The sequence below is a fragment of the Bordetella ansorpii genome (assembly GCF_900078315.1).
Classification (GTDB): domain Bacteria; phylum Pseudomonadota; class Gammaproteobacteria; order Burkholderiales; family Burkholderiaceae_B; genus Bordetella; species Bordetella ansorpii.
Genome location: NZ_FKBS01000017.1, coordinates 480,342 through 504,376, shown reverse-complemented (window position 1 = coordinate 504,376; position 24,035 = coordinate 480,342). Strand labels below are relative to the sequence as shown.

Sequence of the window (24,035 nt, the reverse complement as noted above, 5' to 3'; positions counted from 1 at the left end):
GGACCGTCCGTGCAGGCGTCGCGGGCGATCCGTCCCTTGGATGCGGGTAAGTCCCGTCGTGTGCGCGGCCCGGGGTCGCGTTATCGTTGATGGATGAATACATTGGCCGATACCGGCCTGGCCGTCAGCAGCCAGGACGCCTTTTTCGCGAAAGCCGTGATCGATGCTCTGTGCGCCATCCTGCCGGCGCACTGCGTGCTGTTCCGCGAAGAGGATACGCGTCCGTACGAGTGCGATGGCCTGTCGCTGTACCGCTGCCTGCCGGTGGCGGTGGTGCTGCCCGAATCCGAGTCGCAGGTGCAGGACGTGATGCGCCTGTGCAAGCGCATGAACGTGCCCCTGGTGGCCCGCGGCGCGGGCACGGGCCTGTCGGGCGGCGCCATGCCGCATGCGCGCGGCGTGCTGCTGGGCATGTCCAAATTCAATCGCGTGAAGCACATCGATTCCGCCGCCTGCACGGCCGTGGTCGAGCCGGGCGTGCGTAATCTGGCCGTCTCCGAGGCGGTGGCCATGCACGGCCTGTACTATGCGCCGGATCCGTCCAGCCAGATCGCCTGTACCATCGGCGGCAACGTGGCCGAGAACTCGGGCGGCGTGCATTGCCTGAAGTACGGCCTGACGGTGCACAACGTGCTGCGCGTGCGCATGGTCACCATCGAGGGCGAGATCGTCGAGCTGGGCAGCGAGGCGCCGGATGCGGCGGGACTGGATCTGCTGTCCGTCTTCGTCGGCTCCGAGGGCATGCTGGGCATCGTGACCGAAGTCACGGTCAAGCTGGTGCCCAAGCCCTTGTGCGCGCAGGTGGTGCTGGCCAGTTTTCCCAGTGTCGAGACCGCGGGCAACGCCGTGGCGCAGATCATTGCCGCGGGCATCATTCCGGCCGGGCTCGAGATGATGGACCGCCGCGCGGTGCATATGGTCGAGCCCTTCGTGAAAGCCGGCTACGACCTCGACGCCCAGGCGCTGCTGCTGTGCGAGTCCGATGGCACCCCCGAAGAGGTCGCGCACGAGATCGCGCGCATCGAGGAAGTGTGCCGGCAGGCCGGTTCCACGCGCTGCCAGGTCTCGGGCAGCGAGGCCGAGCGGCTGCGCTTCTGGGCGGGCCGCAAGAATGCCTTTCCCGCGGCGGGCCGGGTATCGCCCGACTACTATTGCATGGACGGCACGATTCCGCGCCGGCACCTGGGCCGCGTGCTCAACGCCATCGAGCAGATGGAGGACGAGTTCGGGCTGCGCTGCGCCAACGTGTTCCATGCGGGCGACGGAAACCTGCATCCGTTGATCCTGTTCGATTCCAACAAGCCGGAAGAGATCGAACGCGCCGACAAGTTCGGCGCCGCCATTCTCGAACTGTGCGTGCAGGTCGGAGGCACCGTGACAGGCGAGCACGGTGTGGGTATGGAGAAGATCAATCAAATGTGCGTGCAATTTTCGCGTGACGAGCTGGACGCCTTTCTTGCCGTGAAGCGGGCCTTCGATCCGCCCTTGCTGCTGAATCCTGAAAAAGTCATTCCCACGCTGGTGCGCTGTGCCGAGTACGGCAAGATGCACGTGCACGGCGGCGAGATGCGTTTCCCCGACCTGTCCCGTTTCTAGAGGCGAATCATGGAATTCGTCCTGTCGGAACTGTGCGAGCAGGTCCTGACCGCCCGTGCGGGCCAGAAGCCGTTGTTCATCGCGGGCAGCGGCAGCAAGTCGTTCTATGGCAACCATCGGCCGCTGACGCCGCAGGATGGGCACTGCCTGCTGGACATGACGGGCTACCGCGGCATCATCAATTACCAGCCCTCGGAACTGGTGGTGACGGCGCGCGCCGGCACGCCGCTGGCCGAGCTCGAGGCCGAATTGGCCGCGCGCGGGCAGATGCTGGCCTTCGAACCGCCGCACTTCGGGCCCGATGCCACGGTGGGCGGTTGCGTGGCCGCCGGACTTGCCGGTCCACGCCGCATGGCGGCGGGCGGGGTGCGCGACTTCGTGCTGGGCGCCCGCCTGCTGGATTCGCATGCGCGCCTGCTGGCCTTCGGCGGCGAGGTGATGAAGAACGTGGCCGGCTACGACGTGTCGCGCCTGCTGGCCGGATCGCAGGGCATCTTCGGGGCGATCATCGAAGTGTCGCTGAAGGTGCTGCCACGTCCCATGCAGGAACGCACGCTGCTGCGGGAGGCCACGCAGGACGAAGCGTTGAACCTGTTCTCGCAGTGGCGCAGCCGGCCCATGCCGATCTCGGCGTCGTGCTGGGTGCCGCAAGCGGACGGGCACGGGCAACTGGCGGTGCGCCTGTCCGGCGCGCCGCCCGCCATCGAGGCCGCCACGGCGCGCATCGGCGGGCAGGAACTGCAAGAGGCCGATGCCTGGTGGTACGCGCTGCGCGAGCAGACGCATCCGTTCTTCGACCCGTCTCGGCCCTTGTGGCGCGTGGCCGTGCCGCCCACGGCGCCGGCCTTGGCGCTGGCGCCCATGTTGATCGAATGGGGAGGCGGGCAGCGCTGGTTCAGCGGCCAGGCCGATGTGGGGGAAGTGCGGGATGCCGCGGCGCGTGCCGGCGGCCATGCCACGCTGTTCCGCACCGCGTCGTCGGCCGCACCCGCCGACGGTGTGTTCCATCCCTTGGCGCCCGGCGTGGCCACGCTCACGCGGCGCCTGAAGCAAGAGCTCGATCCAGCCGGCCTGTTCAACCCAGGCCGCTTGTACCTGGAGCTATAGACCAATCATGCAGACCAACCTGGCAAGCTGGGCGCGCGAGACGCCCCTGGGTGACGATGCCGACGCCATCCTGCGGCGCTGCGTGCATTGCGGCTTCTGTACGGCCACGTGCCCGACCTATCAGGTGCTGGGCGACGAGCTCGATGGGCCGCGCGGCCGCATCTACCTCATCAAGCAGGTGCTGGAAGGCGTCGAGCCCACGCAGGCGACGCAACAGCATCTGGACCGCTGCCTGACATGCCGCAATTGCGAGACGACCTGTCCGTCAGGGGTGGAGTACGGGCATCTGGTGGACATCGGCCGCCAGATCGTGGACGAACGCGTGACGCGCCGCTGGTCCGACCGCCTGCGCCGCCTGCTGCTGCGCAAGACAATGAATTCGCCGTGGTTCGCGCCCGCCATGCGGCTGGGCCAGGCATTGCGGCCCATGCTGCCGGCGGCCTTGCGGCTGAAGGTGCCCGCGCGCCGCGCGCCGGGCCGCGTGCCCGATGGGGCGGGACATGCGCGGCAGGTGCTGATGCTGGCCGGCTGCGTGCAGCCCGCCATGATGCCGACCATCGACGCGGCCACGGTGCGCGTGCTGGACGCCATCGGCATCGGCACGCGCGTGGCGCCGGGCGCGGGGTGCTGCGGCGCGATCAATTTCCACCTGGACGCGCAAGAGGACGGCCTGGCGCAGATGCGCGCCAACATCGATGCCTGGTGGCCGCTGGTGGAGCAGGGCGGCGTCGAGGCCATCGTGATGAATGCCTCGGGTTGCGGCGCCATGGTGAAGGACTACGCGCATCATCTGCGGCGCGATCCGCAATATGCCGAGCGCGCCGCGCGCATCGTGGCGCTGGTGAAGGACGTGGCCGAGATCGTCGCGCCGCATGCGGCGCAACTGAAGGCGCGCTTGAAGCCGGGGCCGCGCGCGGCGTTCCATCCGCCGTGCACGCTGCAGCATTGGCAGGGGCTGCGGCCGCTGTCGGAGCAGATGCTGGTGGCGCTGGGGTTCGATCTGCAGCCTTTTGGCGAAACGCATCTGTGCTGCGGGTCGGCGGGGGCGTATTCGGTGCTGAACCCCGGGATTTCGCAGACGCTGCGGGATCGCAAGCTGGGCCATATCGCGCAGGCCCGGCCAGAGATGATCGTGTCGTCCAACATGGGGTGCATCGGGCATCTGCAAGGCGGCACCGATACGCCGGTGCGGCATTGGATCGAGGCGGTGGATATGGCGCTGGCGGGCTGAGAGGCGCGCGGGTGCCGTCCGCGCGGGGGCATTGATCACGCGCGTGCCGGATAGACGCCTGTTCCTGTCGCCTCGCTTCTCCGGCTGCGCTTCTCGCGCTATACGGTCAATGGCCTGAGCAGCCTGGAGATCGGAGAAGGCGTGCGCATCGCGCCGGGTGGCGACATCGGCATGCTGGTTCCGCGCGCGGTGGACGTGGCCGGGCCAGACGCCACGTCTGCATGGTTTAGCGAGCATTGTGCATTCGCGTGCATGGGCGGTGCCGCCTGATTGTGCGGTGGGCGCGCGCCATGCTTCATGCGGGCGACCGCGTCGGGCCTTCTTGTTGTGCAGCGCGCACCGAGATCGCCCATCCCGTGAGCCCGGGACGGCCGGGGCGATGATCCTCTCGTGAGAACGGCACGGCGCGTTGCCTGGGAAAGTGGGAGCATCCAGACATCCCGCACGTTGCGATGGGCAAAAAATGGCATGCATCTTGCTTGCCGACAGGAAGCCTACCCTCAACGCACGGAGATCATCGTAATGAATCTGACCAAGTTGTTTGGAGCCGTGGCCCTGGTTTGCTCCGCCATCGGCACCGCGCAGGCCCAGGAGCTGACAGGAACACTCAAGAAGATCAAGGACGCCGGGATGGTGACGATGGGCGTGCGCGAATCGTCGCCGCCGTTCAACTACGCCATCGGCGGGGGCCAATACACCGGTTATTCGTACGAGATCGAACTGAAGGTGCTGGAGGCGCTGAAGCAGAAGCTCGGCATGCCCGACCTGAAGCATCGCCTGCTGCCGTTCACCTCGCAGAACCGCATCGCGCTGATCCGCAACGGCACCCTGGATTTCGAGTGTTCATCGACCACCAACAACCTGGAACGCCAGCAGCAGGTGGCGTTCTCCACGACGATCTTCGCCATCGGCACCCGCTTGATGACCAACGCGAGCTCCGGCATCAAGGACTTCACGGACCTCAAGGGCAAGACGCTGGTGACGGTGGCCGGCTCCACGTCCGAGAAGCTCATCAACACGCTGAACGTCGAGAAGCAGATGGGCATGCACATCATCGGGGTGCCCGAGAACAACCAGGCCTTCCTGACGCTGCAGCAGGGCCGCGCGGCCGCCTACATGATGGACGACGCGGTGCTGTACGGCGCGCGCTCATCGGCGGTCGACACCAAGCCGTGGGTGATCGTCGGCACGCCACAGTCCTATGAAGCCTATGGCTGCATGATGCAGAAGGACGACAAGCCGATCAAGGAACTGATCGACGGCGTCATCACCTCGATGCAGAAGTCCGGCGAAATGGCCAAGCTCTACGCCAAGTGGTTCGAGCAGCCTATCCCTCCGCGCAACGTCTCGCTGGACTTCCCCATGTCCGATGCGGTGAAGCAGACGTACGCGAATCCCAACGACAAGGCGTTCCAGTAGCGTCCCGCGCAAGCTGGACGGAGCCGAACGGCGCGTGAGGCGCGCCGCGTCGGTTCCGCTTGGGTGGCCGCTGCCATCGCGGCCCGCAACGCGTAGGAGCACGCATGTCTTATGAATGGAACTGGGCGGTATTCCTGCAGTCGCCCAATGGCGCCGACACCTATCTGGACTGGTTGTGGCAAGGCTTCCTGACCACGGTCGAAATCAGTCTGATGGCGTGGGTGCTGGCTTTCGTGTTGGGCTCGTTGCTTGGCATCATGCGCACCACCTCGTCGCGCCTGATGCGTGGTGTCGCCATGGCCTACGTGGACGTGATGCGCAACGTGCCGCTGATCGTACAGCTCTTCATGTGGTATTTCCTCATGCCGAATTTCCTGCCCGCGGGCGTGCGCAACTGGCTGTTCGCGCTGCCGCCGCAGGATTCCGCACTGTTGACCGCAGCGGTCGGCCTGGGCGCCTACACGGCGTCGCGCATCTGCGAGCAGGTGAGGGCGGGCATCGAGTCGCTGCCGCAGGGGTTGCGCAATGCGGGGCTGGCGATGGGCATGACGCAGCCGCAGGTATATCGCCACGTGCTGCTGCCGCTGGCCTATCGCATCCTGTTGCCGCCGTTGACATCGGAGTCGCTCAGCCTGGTGAAGAATTCCTCCATCGCCGGCACAGTGGGCGTCTATGAGTTGTTCGCGCGCGTGAACCAGCTCAACGACTACACCAACAAGCCCTACGAGTCGTTTCTGACTGTGGCGGCCTGCTATCTGTTGATCAACGCTTCCATCATGTTCGTCATGACGCGCGTCGAGCGCCGCATGCGGCTGCCCGGCACGCTGGGCGCGAAGTAGGAGCACGGCGATGATTCCCTTGCATTTCGATTTCCTCACCGCCGAGGTGTTCCATACCATGTGGACGGGCATGCTGATCACGCTGCGGGTGTCGCTCGTCGCGGTGTTGGCGGGCATCCTGTTCGGCACGGTGCTGGCCCTGATGCGATTGGGACGGTGGCGTCCCCTGCGCCTGTTCGCCAAGGCCTACGTGAACGTGTTCCGCGCGCTGCCCCTGCCCATGGTGCTGCTGGGCTTCTACCTGGTGGTGCCGCAACTGCTGCAATCGCTGTATTGGGGCGCCGGCAGTTGGGACACCCGCATGGCGTCGGCGCTGGTGGGCTTCTCGCTGTTCGAGGCCGCCTACTACGCGGAGATCATCCGCGCCGGCATCCAGAGCGTGCCGCGAGGGCAGTATGCGGCGGCGGCGTCGCTGGGCATGCGGCCGCGCCAGGCCTTCGCACTGATCGTGCTGCCGCAGGCGTTCCGCAAGATGACGCCGCTGCTGCTGACGCAGTTCATCGTGCTGTTCCAGGATACCGCGCTGGTGTTCGTCATTTCGCTGTCGGATTTCTTCACCAGCAGCGCCAACATCGGCCAGCGCGATGGCCGCATCGCCGAAATGATGCTGATCGCCGGCGCCGTCTATTTCGTCATCTGCTTCTGCGCCTCCCGCCTGGTGGGGCGCATGGTCCGGAGAAAATCCGCATGATCAATATGTATCGCGTGTCCAAGTGGTATGGCGCGTTCCAGGTGCTGACCGATTGCAGCACCGCCATCCAGAAAGGCGAGATCGTCGTCGTTTGCGGGCCGTCGGGGTCGGGCAAGAGCACGCTGATCAAGACCGTCAACGGTCTGGAACCGTTCGAGGCCGGCAAGATCATGGTCGACGGTGTGTCGGTCGGCGAGTTCAAGACCGACCTGCCGAAGTTGCGCTCGCGCGTGGGCATGGTGTTCCAGAACTTCGAGCTGTTCCCGCACCTGACGGTCAGGCGCAATCTGACGCTGGCGCAGATGAAGGTGTTGGGCCGCGACCGCGACGAGGCCGAGCGCAAGGGCCGCGAGGGCCTGGAGCGCGTGGGCCTGCTGGCGCACATCGACAAGTATCCAGGGCAGTTGTCCGGCGGTCAGCAGCAGCGCGTGGCCATCGCCCGCGCGCTGGCCATGGACCCGATTTGCATGCTGTTCGACGAGCCCACGTCGGCGCTGGATCCGGAGATGGTCAACGAGGTGCTGGACGTGATGGTCGAACTGGCGCACGAGGGAATGACCATGATGTGCGTGACCCACGAGATGGGCTTCGCGCGCAAGGTGGCCGACCGGGTCATCTTCATGGACGGCGGCCGCATCGTCGAGGATTGCGCCAAGGACGAGTTCTTCGGCGACCTGGGGGCGCGCAACGAACGCACGCGGCAGTTCCTGTCGAAGATCCTGCAGCATTGAGCGGACGCGCCCCGCCTTTGCCGGGGCGCGCGTCACTCCACCGCTTTCACCATCTCCTCCAGCACCTTCTTTGCGTCGCCGAACACCATCATCGTCTTGTCCAGGTAGAACAGCTCGTTGTCCAGCCCGGCATAGCCCGCCGCCATCGAGCGCTTGTTCACGATCACCGTGCGCGCCTTGTAGGCCTCCAGGATCGGCATGCCGGCGATCGGCGATTGCGGATCGTTCTTCGCGGCCGGGTTCACCACGTCGTTGGCGCCCAGCACCAGCACCACGTCGGTTTGGCCGAACTCGCCGTTGATGTCGTCCATCTCGAACACCTGGTCGTAGGGCACCTCGGCCTCGGCCAGCAGCACGTTCATGTGGCCCGGCATGCGGCCCGCCACGGGATGGATCGCATACTTCACCGTGATGCCTTTCTCGCCCAGCTTGGCCGCCAGCTCCTTCAGGGCATGCTGCGCGCGCGCCACGGCCAGGCCATAGCCGGGCACGATCACCACGCTTTCGGCGTTGGCCATCAGGAAAGCCGCGTCCTCGGGGCTGCCCGACTTCACGCTGCGTTGCTGCGCATCGCCCGCCGTGGCGCCTGCTCCCGCCTGGCCGCCGAAGCCGCCCAGGATCACGTTGAAGAACGAGCGGTTCATCGCCTTGCACATGATGTACGACAGGATCGCGCCCGACGAGCCCACCAGCGAGCCCGCGATGATCAGCATGGGGTTGTTCAACGAGAACCCGATGCCCGCCGCCGCCCAGCCCGAATAGCTGTTGAGCATCGACACCACCACCGGCATGTCCGCGCCGCCGATCGGGATGATGATGAGCACGCCCAGCACGAAGGCGATCGCCGTCATCAGCACGAAGGGCAGCCAGGCCTGCGTGGCCATGAACCAGAAGCCGCAGCCCAGCATCGCCAGGGCCAGCAGCAGGTTCAGCATGTGCTGCCCGCCGAACACCACCGGCGCGCCCTGGAACAGGCGGAACTTGTACTTGCCGGACAGCTTGCCGAAGGCGATGACCGAGCCCGAGAACGTGATGGCGCCCACGAAGGTGCCGATGAACAGTTCCAGCCGGTTGCCCGGCGGAATCGGCATGCCTGCCGCCGCAATGCCGAACGCATGGGGTTCGGCCACGATGGCCACGGCGATGGCCACCGCCGCCAGGCCGATCATGCTGTGCATGAAGGCGACCAGTTCGGGCATCTTGGTCATCTCGACACGCCGGGCCATCAAGGTGCCCACGCTGCCACCCACCAGCAGGCCCAGCAGCACCCAGCCCAGGCCGATGCCCGCCTGCCCCGGGCGCGCCAGGCTGACGATCAGCGCGGCGGTGGTCAGTACGGCGATGGCCATGCCGGCCATGCCGAACGCATTGCCCCGCCGGGACGTGGTCGGATGCGACAGGCCCTTGAGCGCCTGGATGAAGCACACCGACGCCACCAGGTACAGCAGCGTCACCAGGTTCATCGAGATCGTCATGGATGCTTCTCCCCGGCGGGGGCGGCTTTGCGGTCTTTCTTCCTGAACATCTCCAGCATGCGCCGCGTGACCAGGAAGCCGCCGAACACGTTGACGGCCGCCAGCGCCACGGCCGCCACGCCCATGGTGCGTGCCAGCCCGCCTTCGGTCAGCGCCGCGGCCAGCATGGCGCCCACGATGATGATGGCCGAGATGGCATTGGTGACGGCCATCAGCGGCGTATGCAGCGCCGGCGTCACGTTCCAGACGACGTGGTAGCCCACATAGATGGCCAGCACGAAGATGATCAGGTTGATCAGGGTGTGGTCGATGCCTTCCATATCAGCTCCGCTCGGAGATAGTGGACGTGAGAGTCGTCATCCTAGATTTTCCTCGTCAGGTCGCCGTTCTCGCACACCAGGCAGGCGGCCACGATCTCGTCGTCGCGGTTGATCGCCAGCTTGCCTTCCGCGTCCACGATCAGCTTCAGGAAGTCCTGCAGATTGCGCGCATACAGCGCGGACGCATCGGTGGCCACCAGGCCGGGCAGGTTGGTCAGCCCCACCAGCGTCACGTCGTGCTTGTGGACCACCAGTCCTTTTTCGCTGAGCGGGCAGTTGCCGCCGCGCTCCACCGCCAGATCCACCACGACCGAGCCTGGCTTCATTTCCTGCACCGTCTCTGCCGACAACAGCATGGGAGCAGGCCGCCCCGGTATCAGCGCCGTGGTGATGACGATATCGGCCTGCCTGCAGCGTTCGGCCACCAGCACGGCCTGCCGCGCCATCCACGCGGGCGGCATGGCGCGCGCATAGCCGCCCGTGCCTTGCGCGATCTCGCGTTCCTCGTCGGTTTCGTAGGGCACGTCGATGAACTTGCCGCCCAGCGATTCGATCTGTTCGCGCGCGGCGGGCCGCACGTCCGACGCCTCCACCACCGCGCCCAATCGGCGCGCGGTGGCGATGGCCTGCAGTCCCGCCACGCCCGCGCCCAGCACCACCACGCGCGCGGCCTTGATCGTGCCGGCCGCGGTCATCATCATCGGAAAGAGGCGGCCGTAGTAGTGCGCGGCCAGCAGCACCGCCTTGTAGCCTGCCAGGTTGGCCTGCGACGACAGCACGTCCAGGCTCTGCGCGCGCGTGATGCGCGGCGCGAGCTCCAGCGAGAAGGCGGTCAGGCCCGCCTGCGCCATGGCGGCGAGGCCGTCGGTATCGTAGGGGTCCAGCATGCCCGCCACGACGCTGCCGGCCTTCATGCGAGGCAGTTCGTCCGGTGACGGCGCGCGCACCTTCAGGACGAGCTCGCTGCCCAGTGCGTCGGCGGCATCGCATAGCTGCGCGCCCGCCTCTTCATAAGCCTGGTCCGGAAACCGCGCGGCCATGCCCGCGCCGCGCTCGACGCAGACGCGGTGCTTGGCCGCGGCATAGCGCTTGACTGTCTCCGGCGTTGCTGCGACACGGGCTTCCCCGTCTCGGGTTTCTCTTGGTATCCCGATCTGCATCACGCTCCTCCTCGGAAGGCTGCGCATAGTTATACATAAACGCCTGCCGAGGTCGAGGAGGGGAACTACTAGGTCGGATATCGTGGCCTGCCGCTGACAGTATCGCGAGGTTGAGCGCCGTGATCCGCGATTTATCAGGCTGGAGCCAGCGTGTAAAGAATCTCAGCCAAGGATACGGCATCAAGCGTACCCTCGGCGACGTCGACCATGATTTCTTCGAGTTGGTCGCTGCGAGGAATATCGACGCCATGAATCTGTAGATAGGTCAGCGTGGTAACCAATGCGGTGCGCTTGTTCGCGTCATTGAACACATGGCCTCGCGCCAGTGCCACCGCGTACAAGGCGGCGATTTCATAGACGTCTTCTACGCCTGCATATTCAATGTGATTGGCCACGCGTCCCAGGCACCTTCGAGCGGGCCGGAACCATGCCCTCCTGCAAGCCCGGATTCCGTACTCAGGATGAGGTCGTGAATCTCCGTGACCATCTGCGGGGTAATGGCGGACATCGCGTTATTTCATCGATTGGCCAAGGCCTTGATAACCTTCTCATGCGTTACCAAAATACGCTTGGCAGCGCTGATGACCACCCGGGAATCCTCCTTTCCGACCAACTTGATGTCGGCGGGTAGGGTCTTCTCTGTGCAAGGTTTGATGACGATGCCGTACTTGTTCATGATATTCATCACCGTAGAGTCTGGTCGCGAGCAGGAGCATTCGCGTCTACTACGCGAGTTTACATCGGCGGTTCTTGCACAAAAAAGCCCCCATGACCGTGAATCCATGGGGGCTTGGGCAGGTCCGGACGAGCCAGCGTCCGGCCCACTACGCGCGTGTCATGACGTCTGCGCGCGTGTCCACTCGACCAGTGCGATGGTCAGCTCGCGCAGATCATTCTTCAATTTGCCGTAGCCTTCGGTCGGACGCAGGGACACTTCGTCCATGTACAGCTTGCGGTTGATCTCGATCTGCAGGCTGTGGCGGCCTTCGGCGGGCCGGCCGAATTCGCGCACCAGCTCGACGCCCTTGTAGGGATCGTTGATGGCGACGTCGTAGCCGCGCGGACGCAGGAAATCGGCCACGAAGCGGGCGAAGGCCGGATCGCTGGTGGCGCCGTCGCGGTCGCCCAGCACGAAGTCGGGATGGACCAGGCCGGGCTTGTCGGTGGCGAACGCGCCGGCCACGCTGGGCATGGAATGGCAGTTGATGTGCCAGACGCGGCCGAAGCGCGCATGCGCCTGGTCGAGCACACGGCCCAGCGCCTGGTGATACGGGCGCCAGCAGGTTTCCAGGCGATGGCGCACTTCGTCCACGCTGAGCTTGCGGTCGTACAGCGGCGTACCGTCGTCCATCATGCGCCAGATCAGGCCCTTGCCCAGCTTGATCTTCGGCGAGGCCGACACCGGGCCGGGCCACGGGGCGTCCAGCATGTCGGGGTCGATGTCCTGCTCGCCGCGGTTGGCGTCGATGTAGGCGCGCGGGAACGTGGCGGCCAGCAGGGGGACGCCCAGCGCGATGGCGTCGCTCCAGAGATCGTCTACCCAGGTGTCTTCGGCGGTGCGCAGCACGCCGGCTTCGATGACCGACTTGAAATCGGGCGGATAGGTCGTGCCGCTGTGCGGCGAATCGAGCACCAGCGGCGCGGAAAGGGGGGCGGTCGGATAGTCGGCCGGCAGTTCGAAGCGGTAGGAAAGAGGTTGCTGAATAAGCATGGCTTGGGGTGCTGCTTTGGGTACTGCCGTTTGGGATCGCAGCCCCGCGCGCGGGCGCGGGGCTGGCGTCCTGAAGGTACTGCGGGCCTTAGTCGATCTTGACGTTGGCTTCCTTGGCGATGCGCTTGTTCTTGGCGACTTCATCGCTGATCTGCTTGGCGTACTCGGCCGGCGTGTTCGCCACCGTTTCGGCGCCCAGGCCTTGCAGCTTGCTCTTGACTTCGGGATCGGCGCTGACTTCCACCACGGCCTTGTACAGTTTGTCGAGGATGGGCTGCGGCAGCTTGGCCGGGCCCACCAGGCCGAACCACGACGAATCGTTCACCGGGCCCAGGCCCACTTCGGCGAAGGTCGGCACGTCGGGCAGGGCGGCGACGCGCTTGGGCGCGGCCACGGCCATGGCCACCAGCTTGCCGGCCTGCACGTGCGGCAGGGTCGAAGGCAGGTTGTCGAACAGGATGTCGACCTGGCCGGCCAACGTGTCGTTCAGCGCGGGGCCGACGCCACGGTAGGGCACGTGCATCAGGTTGGTGCCCGAGGCCATCTTGAACATCTCGCCCATCATGTGCGAGACCGAGCCGTTGCCGGCCGAGGCGTAGGTCAGCTTGCCCGGCTCGCTCTTGGCCAGCTTGATGAACTCGGCCATGTTCTTGGCCGGCACCTTCGGGTTGATCGACATGATGTTCGGCACCGACGCCAGGTTCGAGATCGGCGTGAAGTCCTTGGTGACGTCGAACGGCAGGTTGGGGTAGATGGCCGGGTTGATGCCGTGCGTGCTGACGGTGGCGATGCCCAGGGTGTAGCCGTCGGGAGCGCTGTTGGCCACGAAGGCGCTGCCGATCGAGCCGCCGGCGCCGCCGCGGTTTTCGGCGACCACGGTCTGGCCCAGGGCGCGCGTCAGCTTGTCGGCGAACAGGCGGCCGACGATGTCGGTGGTGCCGCCGGGAGGAAAGGGAACGATCAAGCGGATGGGCTTGTTCGGGTAGTCCTGGGCGTGGGCCACACCGGAAAACAGCGGCAGGGTGGCCAGGGCGGCCAGCGATAGGCCCAGCAGGGCGGAACGGCGTTGCATGATTTCTTTCCTTGGGGGGATAGCTGTTTTAAGAAGGAAGGCCGCAAAGATCGGCACGACCCTCGATTCTGGCGGGACGCGCACGATTTGCGCAAACGAAAGATTCTCCGTAATCTATTCCGTTTGGTCATGGCTGGCCGGCATCGCGCCCGGCATCGCCCGGCGATCCCTCCGTTTCCCATTCCTCCCGTGCGCATCGGGCGCCGGGTGCCCCCATGCGTCGATTTTGCCCCTCCCTTACTGATTTACAGGCCTTTGAGGTCGCCGCCCGCCACAGCAGCTTCACGCGCGCGGCGCAGGAGCTGTGCGTCACGCAGGGCGCGGTCAGCAAGCAGGTCAAGCATCTGGAAGATTTCGTCGGCGTCCAGCTATTCCTGCGGATCCGGCAAGGCCTGGTGCTGACCGAGGCCGGCCAGGCCTATCTGAAGAAAATCCAGGCGGGTCTGGGACAGATCGAGGCGGCCACGGTGGAGTTGATGGCGCACCAGGGGCGCGGCGGCACGCTGCACCTGACCTGCATGCCCACGTTCGGCGCCCGGTGGCTGATTCCCCGGCTGGCGGCCTTCATGCGCCTGCGGCCCGACATCCATGTGGAATTCCTGCCGCATCGCCAGGGCTACGATTTCTCCACCCCGGAACTGGACGCCGCCGTGCGCTTCGGCGAGGGCATCTGGCCCGGCAGCGGGGCGGACTACATCGTGGGCCGAGACGTGGTGCCGGTATGCAGCCCCCGCCTGATTCCGCACGAAGGCGCCCAGGCAGCCGAACTGCTGGACTATCCGCTGCTGCACCATACCTCCGCGCTGGAAGGCTGGCTGGACTGGCTGGAACAGGCCGGCTGCGATACGCGCCGCGCCCGCGAAGGCGCGCGCTTCGACCAGTACGCACTGCTGTCGCAGGCCGCTGCCGCGGGCTTCGGCATCGCGCTGATCCCGCGCTGCCTGATCGGCGACGAGCTGCTGGACGGCACGCTGGTCGTGCCAGCGCAGTTGCCGATTCGCGCTCGGCAGGGCTATTACCTGTGCTACCCGGAGCAGAAGGCCAGCCTGCCCATGCTGCAGGCGTTCCGGGCCTGGCTGATGGAGGTGTCGCTGGCGGCCGAGCCGCGGCCCGACGCGCAAGGCCACGCCGGGGCCGCACACGCCCTCGTGCTTGCGCCGGGCGCCGCCGCCTGACGCCACCGCACCCCGCCGCCATGCCCTACAGATAAAATATCGCCATCATGTCCGTATCCCCCACCAAGCCTGGCCGCGTCGTCGTCGGCATGTCCGGCGGCGTCGATTCCTCCGTCACCGCCTGGCTGCTCAAGCAACAAGGCTATGAGGTCGTCGGCCTGTTCATGAAGAACTGGGAAGACGATGACGATTCCGAATACTGCTCCACCCGGCAAGACCTGCTGGACGCCGCCAGCGTGGCCGACCGCATCGGCGTGGATTTCGAATTCGTCAACTTCGCCTCCGAGTACAAAGACCGCGTCTTCGCCGACTTCCTGCGCGAATACGCCGCCGGCCGCACGCCGAATCCCGACGTGCTGTGCAATGCCGAAATCAAGTTCAAGGCCTTCCTCGACCACGCCATGGCGTTGGGCGCCGAGCACATCGCCACGGGCCATTACGCGCGCCGGCGCACGATCGACGGCCCCGGCGGCCCCGAGCACCAGCTGCTGAAGGCCGTGGACGCCAGCAAGGACCAGAGCTACTTCCTGCACCGCCTGAACCAGGCGCAACTGGCGCGCACGCTGTTCCCGCTGGGCGAGCTGCACAAGACCGAAGTGCGCCGCATCGCGCACGAGATCGGCCTGCACAACGCGGCCAAGAAAGACTCCACCGGCATCTGCTTCATCGGCGAACGCCCGTTCCGCGAATTCCTCAACCGCTATCTGCCCACCGCGCCCGGCCCCATCCTGACGCCCGAGGGGCAGAAGGTCGGCACGCACCATGGCCTGTCCTTCTACACGATGGGCCAGCGCAAGGGGCTGGGCGTGGGCGGCGTGAAGGGACGCCAGAACGACGATGGCACCGCCGATGCCTGGTATGCGGCGCGCAAGGACCTAGAAAAGAACGTGCTGTACGTCGTACAGGGCCACGATCACCCGTGGCTGCTGTCCAATGAGTTGAAGGCGCAGGACGCCAGCTGGATCGCCGGTCATGCGCCCGCCGCCGCCACGTACGGCGCGAAGACCCGCTACCGGCAGGCCGATGCCGCCTGCGTGCTGACGGACGCCGGCGAGGCCGCCTTCCGGCTGGCCTTCACGCAGGACCAGTGGGCCGTCACGCCCGGCCAGTCGGCCGTGCTGTATGACGGCGATGTGTGCCTGGGGGGCGGTATCATCGCGTGATCGCGCGGCGGTGGGGATGCGCACGCATTTTCCACGGCCATCATCAGCACAGGCGCGCGCGGCGCCAGGTAGCGGCCTGCCGCTCATATAAAGGGAAGGGGAGCTTCGCGTGGATATCTCGATCATGCTGTGCCTGCTGGCATTGGGCGCAGTGGCCGGCTTCGCCGCGGGTTTGCTGGGCATCGGTGGCGGCATGCTGCTGGTGCCGTTCCTCACCATGATCTTCACCCTGCAGGGCATGCCCCGGGATCTGGTCGTGCACGCGGCCATCGCCACGTCGATGACCTCGATCCTGTTCACCTCGCTGTCCAGCATCCGCGCGCACCAGAAGAAGGGCACCATCCAGTGGCGCATCGTGTTCGCGATGGCGCCGGGCATCATCGTCGGCGGCCTGCTGTCGGGCGGCGCGGCGTTCGCCGCCTTGAACACGGCCTGGCTGTCGCTGTTCTTCTCGTTGTTCGTGGGCTATTCGGCCTTCAACATGCTGCGCAACACCAAGCCCAAGCCCAGCCGCCAGATGCCGGGTTTCGCCGGCACCAGCGCGGCCGGCGTGGGCATCGGCTTCATCTCGGGCCTGGTGGGCGCGGGCGGCGGCTTCCTGTCGGTGCCGTTCATGGTGTGGTGCAACGTGGCGCTGCACAGCGCCGTGTCGACCTCCGCCGCCCTGGGCTTTCCGATCGCCTTGGCCAACAGCGTGGGCTACGTGCTGTCGGGCATCCGGGAAGAAAGCATGCAACCCGGCATGCTGGGCTTCATCTATTGGCCCGCGCTGCTGGCGCTGGTCTGCGCCAGCGTGCTGACGGCGCCCGCGGGGGCGCGCATGGCGCACAAGCTGCCGGTGGCCACGCTCAAGCGGGTGTTCGCCTGCCTGCTGTTCGCCCTGTCGGCGTACATGCTGGTGAAGGCCTGGCAGGCGTTTGCCTGAGCCGGGACGGCGTCCGCCGAGCCCTCATCACGAGGGCGCTCGGGATCTCATGCCACCGGCATGCCGCGACGGGTTGGCGCGACGGGTTGGCGCGGCATGGCGCACCGCACGCGCGGCAGACAAAAAGGCGGACCCTCGTGGTCCGCCTTCGCGTTTCTGGATGCCGCGACCCGCGACCGAGCGTCAGGCCGTTTGCGGCGCCGTGTCGATGAACGACTGGCGCGCCGACAGCTTGTCGTAGTGGCGGGCCAGGTTGGCGTGGTTGGCGCGCCAGTTCAGGTCGGGGAAGCGCAGGTCCAGGTAGCCCAGCGCGCAGCCCAGCGCGATGTCGGCCAGGCTGTAGTTCACGCCCATGCAGTGGGGATGGTCGCCCAGGCTCTTGTCCATGGCGTCGAGGCTGGCCTCGATCTTGCCGTACTGGCGTTCGATCCAGTCGGCGCCTTGCTGGGCCTCGGGGCGCTGGCGCTCCTTGACGATGAGCACGCAGGCATCCAGCACGCCGTCGGCGATGGCTTCCCAGCACTTGACCGCCGCGCGCTCGCGGCCGGATTGCGGCAGCAGGCGGGCCACGGGAGACAGGGTGTCGAGGTACTCGACGATGACGCGCGAGTCGAACAGCGCGCCGCCGTCTTCCATGACCAGGCACGGAACCTTGCCCAGCGGGTTGAACTTCTGGATCTGCGTGTCGGCGGCCCAGACGTTCTCGAGCTCGAGCTTGTAGTCCAGCTTCTTCTCGGCCATGACGACACGTACTTTACGGACGTAAGGACTGGTAAGCGAGCCGATCAGTTTCATGGAGTCACGGAAAAGGCATAGTCGGAAAGCGGCCGAAGTATAGCAGGCCCAAAGGCCCGACCGATCGGGGCGGGCCGCGGGCGATGCGCGGGTGCGACAGTGTTACAGGGGGTGCAATGATAAAATCGGGCCCGTTTCATGAAGCCTCTGTAACGCTTCATCCCGACCTCGGAAGACGGCGCCGTTGCCATCGGCCCCGACTTGCCGCCGCGCTGAGTCTTTCGCGCCTGTTTTCTTCTTCCCTTATTTTCTCCAGACAAATCATGCAGATCGCCGACCAGCTCACCCAACTCAATGCGCTTTCGCCACTGGACGGACGCTACGCGTCGCGCGGCGATGCGTTGCGGGGGCTGCTGTCCGAGGCCGGCTTCATGGCGCACCGCGTCGAGGTCGAAGTGGCCTGGCTGGTGGCGTTGTCCGACGCAGGCCTGCCCGAGCTCCAGCCCTTCACCCAGGAGGCCCGCCAACGCCTGGCCGCCCTGGTACGTGACTTCTCCGAAGCCGATGCCCGCCGCATCAAGGAAATCGAGCGCACCACCAACCACGACGTCAAGGCCGTCGAGTACTGGCTGAAAGAGCAGGTGGCCGACCATGCCGAGCTGGCCGCCGCCGCCGAGTTCATCCACTTCGCCTGCACGTCGGAAGACATCAACAACACCTCGCATGCGCTGATGCTGGGCCGCGCCCGCACCGACGTGGTGGTGCCGCGCCTGCGCCAACTGGCCGCCAAGCTGACCGACATGGCCGCCGTCCAGGCCGACCAGCCCATGCTGTCGCGCACGCACGGCCAGCCCGCCAGCCCCACCACCCTGGGCAAGGAATTCGCCAATGTGGCCGCGCGCCTGCTGCGCGCCATCGAGGCCATCGAAAAGGTCGAGCCGCTGGCCAAGCTGAACGGCGCCACCGGCAACTACAACGCCCATCTGTCGGCCTACCCGGAAATCGAGTGGCCCGAGTTCAGCCGCAACGTGCTGGCCGGCCTGGGCCTGACCCAGAACCGCCACACCATCCAGATCGAGCCGCACGACTGGATGGCCGCGCTGTTCGACGCCATCGCGCGCGCCAACGTCATCATCCTGGACCTGGACCGCGACATCTGGGGCTACGTCTCGCTGGGCTACTTCAAGCAGCGCCTGAAGGAGGGCGAGGTCGGTTCGTCGACCATGCCGCACAAGGTCAACCCGATCGACTTCGAGAACTCCGAAGGCAACCTGGGCCTGGCCAACGCCGTGCTGCGCCATCTGTCCGAGAAGCTGCCGGTGTCGCGCTGGCAGCGCGACCTGACCGACTCCACCGTGCTGCGCAACCTGGGCGTGGGCCTGGGCTACTGCCTGGTGGCCTGGGACGCCTGCCTGCGCGGCCTGGAGAAGCTCGAGGTCAACACGGCCGCCATCGATGCCGACATCGACGCGTGCTGGGAAGTGCTGGCCGAGCCGGTGCAGACCGTCATGCGCCGCTATGGCCTGCCGCAGCCCTACGAACAATTGAAGGCGCTGACGCGTGGCAAGGGCATCACCGAAGAGGCCCTGCGCGAGTTCATCACGGGCCTGGCCCTGCCGGCGGACGCCAAGCAGCGCCTGCTCGACATGACGCCGCGTTCCTATCTCGGATTGGCCGCGAACCTCGCCCGGCAGGTATAGTCCAAGCGGGGCGCGAGGAACGCGCGCGCCGCTCACGTCCACTCCGGGTAGTCGTCGATGCGGTGCGTGCCGCGGGCGCGCACTTTTCGATTCACTCCAGGAGTTGACTGATGAAGAAATTGTTTGCGGCCGCTCTGGTGGCCTGTACGGGGGCCGCCTTCTGGGCGGCTCCGACGCAAGCGCAATTCGCAAAGCCTGAAGACGCCGTCAAGTACCGCCAATCGGCCCTGTCCCTGATCGCGTCGCACTTCGGCCGCATGCAGCCGGTGGTGCGCGGCCAGGCGCCGTTCGACGCCGCCCAGGTCAAGGCCAACGTGCAAGTCCTGCAGACGCTGTCCGCGCTGCCGTGGGCGGCCTTTGGTCCCGGCACCGAAGGCGGCCACGCGCTGCCCGCGGTCTGGAGCGACGCGGCCGACTTCAAGCAGAAGCAGGACGCCTTCCGGGCCAATGTGGACAAGCTGGCCGCGGCCGCCGATTCGGGCGATCTGGCGCAACTGCGCGCCGCCTATGGCGACGTGGGCGCCAGTTGCAAGGCCTGCCACGACTCCTACCGCCAGAAGCGCTGAGGCTTCCGGCCCCCGGGGCGGCCCGGTGTCAGTACGACATCGAGGCCGTCACTTCCAGCGACTGTATCCACCACACCAGGCCGGCCACACAGGCGGCCAGCACCAGGCCCCGCAGCCATACGGCGGGACCATCTTCACTGGGTTGGGCGTCGTCGGCCAGTTGGCCGGCAGGCATGTCGCCGGAGATCATCGCGCGCACCAGCTTCTGGCGGCGCACCAGCGCATACCAGGCGATGGCGGCCAAGTGCAGCGCCACCAGCGCCACCATGATCCACTCGTTGTTGTGATGCAGCCAGGCCAGGAAGCTGGACGAGGACTCGTCGATCCGGCCATACAACGGGCCCTGCACCATGATGTCGTCGGTGATGAACAGGCCCGAGGCGGCCTGTACGCCGATGGCCAGCAGCATGGCCAGCACCGACAGCGCGCCCAGGGGATTGTGGCCGCCTTGCGCCGAGGCGCCGCGCAGGTAGGCCATCAGCGCGCCCGGCCCCCGCACGAAGTTGAAGAAACGGGCATGGCGCGGGCCGATGAAGCCCCAGATGACGCGGAACACCACCAGGCCGAAGGCCGCCAGGCCCAGGCGCACGTGCCAGTCCATATATAGGCCGCCCAGCTTCACACAGACGTAGGCGCCGACGACACAGGCGGCGAACGCCCAGTGGAACAGTCGGGTGGGCACATCCCAGATGCGCACCGAGTGGCGGGAATAGGGCATGGCGGGGCTGCTGGAGTGGGGAACCGGGGCACTCTAGCACGCATGGGCACGTGCTCGTGCCCATGCGGTGACAAGGTATCAGCAGGCGGCCGCGTGGCGCTGCACCGGTTCGATGCGATGCACGTGCTCGTGGCGGAAGCGGATGCGCGTCTGCTTGCCGGCGTCGCTGCCGTTGCAGCGGACCAGGTCGGTGGTGTAGGTGACCGTGCCGTTCAACGGCGCGTTGTAGATGACCTGGGCGCGGATGGACGGGCCTTCCGCCGGCTGCAGATAGACGATGTCGCCGACGTGGATGGGCGTGTCGTCCAGCGAGGTGTGCTGCGGACGGCGCAGCAACATGGGGGTGATCGTTTTTTTCATGGGATTCTCTTTTTGAGTTGTTATGGGGACTGCCATGCGCGGGCGAACCCGAGCGTAAAGAACGGACCAATATGGCCCGAACGCGTTGCAACAGCGTGACCGCAAAATCGCGATGACGTGACAAGACGGCTGCGTTCCGAAGCCAGGGCCAAAGGCGCCTGCCATGCCGGGGAAATGCGAGGCATCGCCGGGGTGAATACGCCGATGCAAGGCACCTGGGATGCACTTTTCGACGCAGGGTGACTCGGCCCAAGGGCACGAGAACTGGTTTGCCGATTAGCGCATCGGAAACCCGATAAAGGTTCGACCGCCTGACTTGATGAATGGCTCGGTCAGGACGTTGGATGGATCTTGGGGAAGGTCGATACCAGACGGGGGCCGCAGCTGTTTTGCGTGATTATTCTGTGGCTGCTGAGGCAAACTTTCAACACTATATGCGTAACCACTTGTTTTGTCAAGATGTTTTGTCGCGCCTCTGTCACAGTCCGCTTCGATGGCAACAATTTCCACGCCAGCGCGCCGCCAGGCTTGCCGTGGGATAAGCTGCGCAGCGCCGCTTGAATTTGCCCGCCGATGCGACCCTCCTTGTACCGCCCGTTCTATTGTGTGCTTGGCCTGTGCCTGCTGGCGCTGGCCGGCTGCGTGGATCGCGAGCCGCAGCAGCGCGCCGCCTTCATCCTGTTCCTGCAGACCCGCGTGACCGCGGCGCCCGGCGCGCTGGTGCGCCCGCCGTCCGAGCCTGAGCGCGAGGCGCTGGGCGGCTACACCCGCCAGTACGAGGTCATCGGCGATTTCCAGGAGACGTTGAAGGACAGCATGGCGGACATGGGCGAGGCGGTGCGCGTTTTGACGCTGCACAGCCTGGCCGAGGTCGCGGCGCGCGGCAGGCGGTTCCAGGCATTGCAGACGCGCCTGGCGCAATCGAGGCAGGCCCTGCTGAAGGCGCGTGCGCGGGCCGACGAGGCGCGCGCGGCGTTGCTGCAGGCGGACGATCTGAAGCAGGCTTTCACGCCGGCGTATCACAAGGCGGTGACCGAGCCTGCCGGCACCTTGCTGGCGTTGTATCCCACGATGGAGGACACCTTGGGCGATGCGGGGCGCGTGGCCGCCTATGCGCAATCGCATGAGGAGCAACTGCTGGTGGATGGCGTGCTGGCGCAGGTGCGGGATCCCTCGGTCCAGGCGCAATTCAATACGCTTCTGGCGCGGCTCAATGGCCGATCGGGCGACATCGACGCGGCACAGCGCCAGTTGAGCGCGCTGAAGCCGCCCACTCCTTGATTCTTTGTAACTCGTACAATGGCCGGTCCTCGCGCAGGGCGCGGCCCTATGGATGGCTCATGAGCAAGATCAGCTTGATGCACAGCAGAACGTTCCACTACCTGCTGATCGTGGTTTCCCTTGCCTTCGCGTGGGTGCTCCTGCCGTTCTGGAGCGCCGTGTTCTGGGGCGGCACGCTGGCGATCCTGTTCGCGCCGGTGCAGCGCCGCATCATCAACCGTGTGGGCGGACGGCGCAATCTGGCCGCGTTGCTCACGCTGGCCATGGTGCTGCTGCTGGTCATCCTGCCGCTGGCCATGATCGCGGGCGCGCTGGTGCAGGAAGGCGCCAATCTCTATCAAAGCATGCGTTCCGGCAACCTGGATTTCGGCAAGTTCTTCCAGCAGGCCATCAGCGCGCTGCCCGAACCCGTGCACGACATGCTGGCGCGCTTCGACGTCGGCGACGTCAGGAGCATCCAGGACAAGCTCACGTCCGGCGCCATGCAGGCCAGCCAGTTCCTGGCGACCCAGGCGTTCAACATCGGCCAGGACACGTTCCAGTTCCTCATCAGCTTCGGCGTGATGATGTATCTGCTGTTCTTCCTGCTTCGCGACGGCTCGGCCCTGTCGCGCCGCGTGCGCCGCGCCGTGCCGCTGTCCGACATGCACAAGCAGCATCTGTTCCGCAAGTTCACCACGGTGATCCGCGCCACGGTCAAGGGCAACGTCGCCGTGGCCGCCGCGCAGGGCACGCTGGGCGGCATCATCTTCTGGGTGCTGGGCATCCAGGGCGCGCTGCTGTGGGGCGTGGTGATGGCGTTCCTGTCGCTGCTGCCGGCCATCGGCGCGGGCCTGATCTGGGCGCCGGTGGCCATCTATTTCCTGCTGACGGGCGACACCTGGCAGGGCATCGTGCTGATCCTGTTCGGCGTGCTGGTCATCGGCATGGTCGACAACGTGCTGCGCCCCATCCTGGTGGGCAAGGACACCAAGCTGCCTGATTATCTGGTGCTGATTTCCACGCTGGGCGGCATGGCGCTGTTCGGCCTGAACGGCTTCGTCATCGGACCGTTGATCGCCGCGCTGTTCGTGGCGTGCTGGGATCTGTTCTCGCCGCCGGAAGAGGTGGGCGACCAGACGAATCCGCCGCCGGGCGTGTCGTGATATCGGGTTGTTGGCCATGATCCGACGCTATCTGCGCCATGCATTGACTGCCGCGCTGTCCTGCTCCGCCTTGACCGCCTTGCCCGCATCGGCGCGCATGCTGTGCACCCTCGTCGCCGATGCCTCCGATGGCCGCATCCTGGTCCAGCAGGGTACGCAGGGCGATTGCACGTCGCGCTACACGCCCGCCTCGTCGTTCAAGCTGCCCATCGCCCTGATGGGCTTCGACGCGGGCATCCTGCAAGACGCACACACGCCGACGTGGTCATACGAATCGACGTACCCCGACTGGGGCGGCGAGGAATGGCGCAAGCCCGCCGATCCCGAACGCTGGATCAAATACTCCATCGTCTGGTATTCGCAGCAGGTCGCCAGGCGGCTGGGTCAGAAGCGCTTCCAGCAATACGCCACGGCATTCCAGTACGGCAACGAAGACGTGTCAGGCGACGCCGGCAAGCACAATGGCCTGGATGGCGCGTGGATCGTATCGTCGCTGCGCGTCTCGCCGATGGAGCAGATCGGTTTCCTGCGCAAGCTGGTGAACCGGCGGTTGCCGGTCAGGCCCGAGGTCTATGGCATGGTCGAGCCGCTGTTCGAGATCGATCCGTCGCGCGAGGGATGGCATGTCTACGGCAAGACGGGCACGGGATCTCCGGGCGATAACGGCAGATACGACCGCGAGCATGCCTATGGCTGGTTCGTGGGCTGGGCGCGCAAGGACGGGCGCCAGGTGGTGTTCGCGCGCCTGATCCAGGACGAGAAGGCGACGGCGCCGGCGGCGGGGCTGCGGGCGAGGGATCAGATGTTGAGCCAGTGGGCGGGCATGATGGCCGCTTCCGCCAGGCCGTAGCGCAGGGGGCGCGGGTTGGCCAGGCGCACGGACCGATGCGCGCGGCTCCCGTACAATCCGTCCCC

Annotated in this window: 25 protein-coding genes; 15 read left to right on the top strand and 10 right to left on the bottom strand. The window is 66.3% G+C overall.

The window, feature by feature from the left end:
- Positions 1-93 precede the first annotated feature (93 nt).
- The 7 genes from A7W11_RS17250 to A7W11_RS17220 all read left to right on the top strand — a co-directional run bounded on the left by A7W11_RS17250 (position 94) and on the right by A7W11_RS17220 (position 7,614).
- Positions 94-1,596 (top strand): FAD-linked oxidase C-terminal domain-containing protein, encoded by a 1,503-nt coding sequence (locus A7W11_RS17250; RefSeq protein WP_066415737.1) that lies wholly within the window; start codon positions 94-96, stop codon positions 1,594-1,596.
- 9 nt (positions 1,597-1,605) lie between these two features.
- Entirely contained in the window at positions 1,606-2,703 is a 1,098-nt protein-coding gene (gene glcE, locus A7W11_RS17245; RefSeq protein ID WP_066415726.1) for a glycolate oxidase subunit GlcE, read from the top strand.
- A gap of 7 nt (positions 2,704-2,710) precedes the next feature.
- Entirely contained in the window at positions 2,711-3,934 is a 1,224-nt protein-coding gene (glcF, locus tag A7W11_RS17240; RefSeq protein WP_066415723.1) for a glycolate oxidase subunit GlcF, read from the top strand.
- A gap of 522 nt (positions 3,935-4,456) precedes the next feature.
- Complete coding sequence (locus A7W11_RS17235) at positions 4,457-5,353, top strand: transporter substrate-binding domain-containing protein (RefSeq protein ID WP_066415720.1); 897 nt, start codon at positions 4,457-4,459, stop codon at positions 5,351-5,353.
- Positions 5,354-5,457: 104 nt separating this feature from the next.
- Positions 5,458-6,192, top strand: coding sequence for an amino acid ABC transporter permease (locus A7W11_RS17230; RefSeq protein WP_066415717.1), 735 nt, complete (start codon positions 5,458-5,460; stop codon positions 6,190-6,192).
- Positions 6,193-6,202: 10 nt separating this feature from the next.
- Positions 6,203-6,883, top strand: a complete 681-nt coding sequence (locus A7W11_RS17225; protein WP_066415715.1) for an ABC transporter permease subunit — start codon at positions 6,203-6,205, stop codon at positions 6,881-6,883.
- On the top strand, positions 6,880-7,614 hold the full coding sequence (locus A7W11_RS17220) for an amino acid ABC transporter ATP-binding protein (RefSeq protein ID WP_066415713.1): 735 nt from the start codon (positions 6,880-6,882) through the stop codon (positions 7,612-7,614). Before A7W11_RS17225 ends, A7W11_RS17220 begins: the two co-directional genes overlap by 4 nt.
- 32 nt (positions 7,615-7,646) lie before the next feature.
- Here the strand turns inward: A7W11_RS17220 and A7W11_RS17215 are convergent, their stop codons facing one another.
- The 7 genes from A7W11_RS17215 to A7W11_RS17190 all read right to left on the bottom strand — a co-directional run bounded on the left by A7W11_RS17215 (position 7,647) and on the right by A7W11_RS17190 (position 13,352).
- Positions 7,647-9,089: an NAD(P)(+) transhydrogenase (Re/Si-specific) subunit beta gene (locus tag A7W11_RS17215; protein ID WP_066415710.1), complete on the bottom strand. Its 1,443-nt coding sequence runs from the start codon at positions 9,087-9,089 to the stop codon at positions 7,647-7,649.
- On the bottom strand, positions 9,086-9,409 hold the full coding sequence (locus tag A7W11_RS17210; RefSeq protein ID WP_066415707.1) for an NAD(P) transhydrogenase subunit alpha part 2: 324 nt from the start codon (positions 9,407-9,409) through the stop codon (positions 9,086-9,088). Before A7W11_RS17210 ends, A7W11_RS17215 begins: the two co-directional genes overlap by 4 nt.
- A 41-nt stretch (positions 9,410-9,450) precedes the next feature.
- Positions 9,451-10,569, bottom strand: coding sequence for a Re/Si-specific NAD(P)(+) transhydrogenase subunit alpha (locus A7W11_RS17205; RefSeq protein ID WP_066415704.1), 1,119 nt, complete (start codon positions 10,567-10,569; stop codon positions 9,451-9,453).
- A 134-nt stretch (positions 10,570-10,703) separates the two neighbouring features.
- Positions 10,704-10,964, bottom strand: coding sequence for a type II toxin-antitoxin system death-on-curing family toxin (locus tag A7W11_RS17200; RefSeq protein ID WP_235816901.1), 261 nt, complete (start codon positions 10,962-10,964; stop codon positions 10,704-10,706).
- A 122-nt stretch (positions 10,965-11,086) separates the two neighbouring features.
- Positions 11,087-11,245, bottom strand: a complete 159-nt coding sequence (locus A7W11_RS28050) for a hypothetical protein (protein ID WP_156523126.1) — start codon at positions 11,243-11,245, stop codon at positions 11,087-11,089.
- A 159-nt stretch (positions 11,246-11,404) separates the two neighbouring features.
- A complete protein-coding gene (locus A7W11_RS17195; RefSeq protein WP_066415700.1) occupies positions 11,405-12,280 on the bottom strand; it encodes an N-formylglutamate amidohydrolase in 876 nt (291 codons plus the stop codon).
- Positions 12,281-12,368: 88 nt separating this feature from the next.
- Complete coding sequence (locus A7W11_RS17190) at positions 12,369-13,352, bottom strand: Bug family tripartite tricarboxylate transporter substrate binding protein (protein ID WP_066415698.1); 984 nt, start codon at positions 13,350-13,352, stop codon at positions 12,369-12,371.
- A 215-nt stretch (positions 13,353-13,567) separates the two neighbouring features.
- Between A7W11_RS17190 and A7W11_RS17185 the strand changes: the two genes are divergently transcribed.
- The 3 genes from A7W11_RS17185 (at position 13,568) to A7W11_RS17175 (ending at position 16,615) form a co-directional block, all read left to right on the top strand.
- The gene (locus A7W11_RS17185) at positions 13,568-14,527 is read left to right on the top strand and encodes a LysR substrate-binding domain-containing protein (protein ID WP_066415695.1); all 960 of its coding nucleotides are present in this window, start codon (positions 13,568-13,570) and stop codon (positions 14,525-14,527) included.
- 47 nt (positions 14,528-14,574) lie between these two features.
- Entirely contained in the window at positions 14,575-15,690 is a 1,116-nt protein-coding gene (gene mnmA / locus A7W11_RS17180) for a tRNA 2-thiouridine(34) synthase MnmA (RefSeq protein ID WP_066415694.1), read from the top strand.
- A 124-nt stretch (positions 15,691-15,814) separates the two neighbouring features.
- Positions 15,815-16,615: a sulfite exporter TauE/SafE family protein gene (locus A7W11_RS17175; protein ID WP_412778739.1), complete on the top strand. Its 801-nt coding sequence runs from the start codon at positions 15,815-15,817 to the stop codon at positions 16,613-16,615.
- 183 nt (positions 16,616-16,798) lie between these two features.
- Here A7W11_RS17175 and A7W11_RS17170 read toward each other — a convergent pair whose 3' ends face one another.
- Positions 16,799-17,410, bottom strand: coding sequence for a glutathione S-transferase (locus A7W11_RS17170; RefSeq protein ID WP_066133513.1), 612 nt, complete (start codon positions 17,408-17,410; stop codon positions 16,799-16,801).
- A gap of 263 nt (positions 17,411-17,673) precedes the next feature.
- Here A7W11_RS17170 and purB point away from each other — a divergent pair, with 263 nt between their 5' ends.
- Both purB and A7W11_RS17160 read left to right on the top strand, forming a co-directional pair.
- The gene (gene purB, locus A7W11_RS17165; protein WP_066415690.1) at positions 17,674-19,050 is read left to right on the top strand and encodes an adenylosuccinate lyase; all 1,377 of its coding nucleotides are present in this window, start codon (positions 17,674-17,676) and stop codon (positions 19,048-19,050) included.
- 110 nt (positions 19,051-19,160) lie between these two features.
- Positions 19,161-19,616, top strand: coding sequence for a c-type cytochrome (locus A7W11_RS17160; protein WP_066415687.1), 456 nt, complete (start codon positions 19,161-19,163; stop codon positions 19,614-19,616).
- 28 nt (positions 19,617-19,644) lie between these two features.
- Here the strand turns inward: A7W11_RS17160 and A7W11_RS17155 are convergent, their stop codons facing one another.
- Both A7W11_RS17155 and A7W11_RS17150 read right to left on the bottom strand, forming a co-directional pair.
- On the bottom strand, positions 19,645-20,334 hold the full coding sequence (locus A7W11_RS17155; RefSeq protein WP_066415685.1) for a cytochrome b/b6 domain-containing protein: 690 nt from the start codon (positions 20,332-20,334) through the stop codon (positions 19,645-19,647).
- Between the two features lie 78 nt (positions 20,335-20,412).
- Positions 20,413-20,694: a hypothetical protein gene (locus A7W11_RS17150; protein ID WP_066415684.1), complete on the bottom strand. Its 282-nt coding sequence runs from the start codon at positions 20,692-20,694 to the stop codon at positions 20,413-20,415.
- A 573-nt stretch (positions 20,695-21,267) separates the two neighbouring features.
- On the opposite strand from A7W11_RS17150, the gene A7W11_RS17145 reads away from it, so the two are divergent.
- From A7W11_RS17145 to blaOXA, 3 genes are read left to right on the top strand one after another with little or no spacing between them, the layout of a single operon-like run.
- Positions 21,268-21,975, top strand: a complete 708-nt coding sequence (locus A7W11_RS17145; RefSeq protein WP_066415682.1) for a DUF3053 family protein — start codon at positions 21,268-21,270, stop codon at positions 21,973-21,975.
- 59 nt (positions 21,976-22,034) lie between these two features.
- The gene (locus A7W11_RS17140) at positions 22,035-23,120 is read left to right on the top strand and encodes an AI-2E family transporter (protein WP_066133531.1); all 1,086 of its coding nucleotides are present in this window, start codon (positions 22,035-22,037) and stop codon (positions 23,118-23,120) included.
- A gap of 16 nt (positions 23,121-23,136) precedes the next feature.
- Positions 23,137-23,970, top strand: coding sequence for a class D beta-lactamase (gene blaOXA, locus A7W11_RS17135; RefSeq protein ID WP_066416225.1), 834 nt, complete (start codon positions 23,137-23,139; stop codon positions 23,968-23,970).
- The last annotated feature ends 65 nt before the right edge of the window (positions 23,971-24,035 follow it).